The sequence below is a fragment of the Phenylobacterium sp. genome, assembly GCF_030693805.1.
In the GTDB taxonomy this organism is placed as follows: Bacteria; Pseudomonadota; Alphaproteobacteria; order Caulobacterales; family Caulobacteraceae; genus Phenylobacterium.
Genome location: NZ_JAUXZW010000244.1, coordinates 1 through 4,483, shown reverse-complemented (window position 1 = coordinate 4,483; position 4,483 = coordinate 1). Strand labels below are relative to the sequence as shown.

Below are 4,483 nucleotides of genomic sequence, written 5' to 3'. Positions count from 1 at the left end.
CCTCAACACCGTGGCCAGCGCCGGCGTCGCCCTGGCGCTGAACCTCGCGCCCAGCCCCTGGGCGGTGAACGAAATCGTCAACTGGCTGATGGGCTCCCTGGCCGATCGCAGCTTCGACGAGTTGACGATGGCCGCGCCGCTGATCGCCGCCGGCTGCGCCCTGCTGCTGACCACGGGACGGGCGCTGGACGCCCTCACTCTCGGGGAGACCGGCGCGCGATCGCTGGGTGTCGACATGGGCCGCATGCGCTGGGCGTTGGCGCTGGGCGTCGGCTTGGCGGCCGGGGCCAGCGTCGCCGCCACCGGGGTCGTCAGCTTCGTAGGCCTCGTGACGCCGCATCTGATGCGCCCGCTGGTCGGCGCACAGCCTGGCAAGCTGCTGGTCCCCAGCGCCCTGGCGGGGGCGGCGATCGTGCTCGCCGCCGATATCCTGGTGCGCCTGACGCCCTCCGCCGCAGAGGTGAAACTGGGTGTCGCGATGGCCGCATTGGGCGGGCCGTTCTTCCTGGGTCTTCTTTTGGCCATGCGCCGGAGGATGACGTGAGCGTCCTGTCGGCGAAGGGCCTGCACGTGCGGTTGGGCGCGCGCGACGTGCTGAACGGAGTCGAGGCCGACTTCGCGCCGGGGCAGGTGACCGCCATCCTGGGACCTAACGGCGCCGGCAAGTCGACGCTGCTGGCCTGCCTGGCCGGCCTGCGCCGACCCGATGCGGGGTCCGTCCGACTGGACGGCGCTGCGGTGCGCGCCCTGGCGCCACGCGTGCGCGCCCGCCGCATCGGGTTGCTGCCTCAGACGCCCGAGGTCGCCTGGCCCGTGAGCGCGCGCACGGTCGTCGGCCTGGGCCGCATTCCCTACAACGGATCGCGTGGGCTCACGTCGGAGGACGTGGCGGCGGTGGCGCGGGCGATGGATGCGGCCGGGGTCGCCGAACTCGCGGAGCGCGACGTCACCACGCTGTCCGGCGGCGAGCGGGGCAGGGTGCTGATCGCGCGCGCCCTGGCCGGCGAACCGGAGTGGCTGTTGGCCGACGAACCGCTGGCCGGGCTGGATCCCGGTCACCAGCTCGATGTCGCGGCCCTGTTCCGCGACCTCGCCGTAGGCTCGGGCCGCGGGGTGGTGGTGACGCTGCATGACCTTTCGATGGCCGCGCGGATGGCCGATCGCATCCTGGTCCTGGCCGACGGCGCGCTGCTCGCCGACGGTCCGCCGCGCGAGGCCCTGGCCCCCGCCGTGCTCGCTCAGGCCTACGGCGTCGAGGCTCGGTTCACGCAAGGCGACGCCGGTCCGCTGATCGAGATCGTCGGCCGTGGCCGCTGATCCGTGGATTGTCCTGGGCGCGGGCCTTCTTGAAGGCGTCACCGGCTATCCGCAGGCCCTGCATCGCCGCGCGCCTCATCCTGTCGCCTGGGCGGGCGGGCTGATCAGCGCGGCGGAGCGCACGCTCAATCGGGGATCGCCTGTGGCGCGCCGCGCCGCTGGGATTGTCACCCTCTTGCTGGTCGTTGGACTGTCGGCAGGTTTGGGTCTGGCGATCGAGCGGTTGTCCGCGCCCTGGGCGTTCGCGCCGCTGGCGCTCATCGCCGCTGGCTCGCTGGGGCTGGCGGGGCGCAACCTCTACGCCCACGTCGCCGCTGTCCATCGGCCGCTGAGCGCCGGCGACCTGGAGGCCGCGCGCGCGGCGACCGAGCGCATCGTCGGGCGCGATGTCGAGCGGCTGGACGCCAGCGGCCTCGCCGGCGCGGCGCTCGAGAGCCTGGCCGAAAGCTTCAACGACGCGGTCGCTGCGCCGCTGTTCTGGTTCCTCGTCGGCGGGCTGCCGGGCCTGTTCGCCTACAAGGCGGTGAACACGGCGGACAGCCTGATCGGCCACCGCGAGGCGCCGTTCACCCACTTCGGCTGGGCGGCGGCGCGCACCGACGATCTGATGAACCTGCTCCCGGCGCGGCTGGCCGGCGGGGCGATCGCCATGGTCGCGGGGCGGGGCTGGCGGATTATGCTTCGCGACGCCGGCAAGCACGCTTCGCCCAACGCCGGCTGGCCCGAGGCGGCGATGGCCGGCGCCCTGGGCGTCCGCCTGGGCGGTACGGCGTCCTACGACGGTGTTCCGCATCTGCGCCCGACGTTGGGCGAGGGCCCGGCGCCCGCGCCGCTGGACCTCGCGCGGGGCCTTGGCCTTTATCTGCGCGCCTGCGCGATCCTCGTCGCGGCGCTGGCGTTCGGAGGGGTGGCATGGCCGCGCTGATGATCCAGGGCTGCGGCTCCAATGTCGGCAAGTCGGTGCTGACCGCCGGTCTTTGCCGCCTGTTCGCCAACCGCGGCCTGACGGTGCGCCCGTTCAAGCCGCAGAACATGTCGAACAACGCCGCCGTCACCGCCGACGGCGGCGAAATCGGGCGGGCGCAAGCATTGCAGGCGCTGGCCTGCCGCGTCGCCCCGTCCGTGCACATGAACCCGGTGCTGCTGAAACCGCAGAGCGACACGGGCGCCCAGGTGGTGGTGCGCGGCCGCTCCGTCGGGACCCTGCGCGCCGGCCCCTACCAGGCGCGCAAGGGCGAGCTGCTGGAGACCGTACTGGAGAGCTATCGAACGCTCGCCGCCGAAAGCGACCTGGTGATGGTCGAGGGGGCGGGCAGCCCGGCGGAGATCAACCTGCGGGCCGGCGACATCGCCAACATGGGATTCGCCCGCGCCGCCGAGGTGCCCGTGGTTCTGGTCGGCGACATCGACCGCGGCCACGTGATCGCCGCCCTGGTCGGCGCGCATGCGGTGCTGGAGGCTGGCGATGCGGCTATGGTGCGCGGTTTCCTGATCAACAAGTTCCGCGGCGACCCGGCGCTGTTCGACGACGGTCGAGCCGAGATCGTGCGGCGCACCGGCTGGCGCGACTACGGCATGGTTCCGTGGTTGGCCGCCGCGCGCAGCCTGCCGGCCGAGGACGCCGTGGTGCTCGACGCCGCCCGGTCGCGAACGACGGGAAAGGTGCGGATCGTCGTCCCGATGCTGTCGCGGATCGCCAACTTCGACGACTTCGACGCCCTGCGCGCCGAACCGGCGGTGGACTTCGCCTTCGTGCCACCCGGGACTGCTCTGCCTGGCGACGCCGATCTGGTGATCATTCCGGGCACCAAGGCGACCTTGGCCGATCTTGCATTCCTCCGCGCCCAGGGCTGGGACGTGGACATCGCCGCCCATGTGCGCCGCGGCGGGCGGGTGCTAGGCGTCTGCGGCGGGTATCAGATGCTGGGCCGCCTGCTGCGCGATCCCGCTGGCGTGGAAGGCGCGCCGGGGGAGGCGGCGGGACTGGGCCTGCTGGACGTCGAGACCGTGCTCGAAGCCGACAAGGTGGTGCGCCCGGCGGCTGGGCGGTTGGTGGGCGGCGGCGCGCCGTTCGAGGGTTATGAGATCCACGTCGGCCGCACGAGCGGACCGGGGCTGACGCGCCCGTTCCTGATCCGCGAAGACGGCGGTGATTGCGGGGCGGTGTCGGCGGACGGGCGGGTGGAGGGCGGATACGTCCACGGCCTGTTCGACAAGGCCGAAGCGCGCGCGGCGCTGTTGGGCCAGCTTGGCGCGGTCAGCGAGGCGGTCGATCAGGCGGCGCGAATCGATGCGGCGCTGGACGCGGTCGCGAGTCTGCTGGAACGCCATCTGGATATCTTGGACTTGGCCGCCCTCGCCGGGCTGCGGGCGCAATGAGCGCTCTTCCGCACGTCGCGTGGGTCGACCGGGCGCTTGAGCCCGAGCTGCGCGCGCTGGTGGACGGGCGCGCCAAGCCGCCCGGATCGTTGGGCCGCATCGAGTCGCTGGCCATCCAACTCGGGTTGATCGCTGGCCACGCCCGGCCGCGCGCCGATCGGGCGCTGCTGCTGGTGTTCGCCGGCGACCACGGGTTCGCAGCCGCCGGCGCGTCGAGTTATCCGCCGCAGGTGACCGAGGCCATGGTGCGCCTGCTGCTGGCCGGCGGCGCCACGGCCAACGCCTTCGCCCGCGCGGTCGGCTCCGAGTTGCGGGTGGTCGACGCCGGCGTCGCTGCCGATCTGGCGCCGCATCCGCTGCTGATCGAGGCCAAGGTGCGCAAAGGCACGCGCGACGCCTCGCGCGAGCCGGCCTTGACCGCCGTCGAGGTCGACGCCGCCCTGGCCAGCGGCGCGCGGATCGCTCGCGAGGCCACGGCGGAAGGCTACGACCTTCTAGCGATCGGCGAGATGGGCATCGGCAACAGCGCCGCCGCCGCCCTCCTGCTGCATCGCCTGGGCCCGGCGCCGCTCGCCGACTGCATCGGGGCGGGGGCGGGACAGGACGCCGCTGGGCTTTCCCGCAAGGCGGCGCTGCTGGAGCGGGCGGCCGCGCGCGCACCGGCCTCCACTGATCCCCGCGACGCGCTGGCGCAGTTCGGCGGCTGCGAGATCGCCATGATGGCGGGCGCGATCCTCGGGGCGGCCGCGTCGCGTCGGCCCGTTCTCGTCGACGGCTTCATCGCCGG

The 4,483-nt window shown here is 73.4% G+C and carries 5 protein-coding genes; all 5 read left to right on the top strand.

Going from position 1 to position 4,483, the window contains the following annotated elements:
* Window positions 1-544: iron ABC transporter permease (locus Q8M88_RS09385; protein WP_305596686.1), on the top strand; the 544-nt coding region annotated here is incomplete at its 5' end.
* Complete coding sequence (locus Q8M88_RS09380; protein ID WP_305596684.1) at window positions 541-1,317, top strand: ABC transporter ATP-binding protein; 777 nt, start codon at window positions 541-543, stop codon at window positions 1,315-1,317. The genes Q8M88_RS09385 and Q8M88_RS09380, both read left to right, overlap by 4 nt.
* Window positions 1,307-2,242, top strand: coding sequence for an adenosylcobinamide-phosphate synthase CbiB (cbiB, locus tag Q8M88_RS09375; protein WP_305596682.1), 936 nt, complete (start codon window positions 1,307-1,309; stop codon window positions 2,240-2,242). Before Q8M88_RS09380 ends, cbiB begins: the two co-directional genes overlap by 11 nt.
* Window positions 2,230-3,696: a cobyric acid synthase gene (locus Q8M88_RS09370; RefSeq protein ID WP_305596680.1), complete on the top strand. Its 1,467-nt coding sequence runs from the start codon at window positions 2,230-2,232 to the stop codon at window positions 3,694-3,696. Before cbiB ends, Q8M88_RS09370 begins: the two co-directional genes overlap by 13 nt.
* The coding region (locus Q8M88_RS09365) for a nicotinate-nucleotide--dimethylbenzimidazole phosphoribosyltransferase (protein ID WP_305596678.1) at window positions 3,693-4,483 on the top strand (791 nt) is incomplete at its 3' end. The genes Q8M88_RS09370 and Q8M88_RS09365, both read left to right, overlap by 4 nt.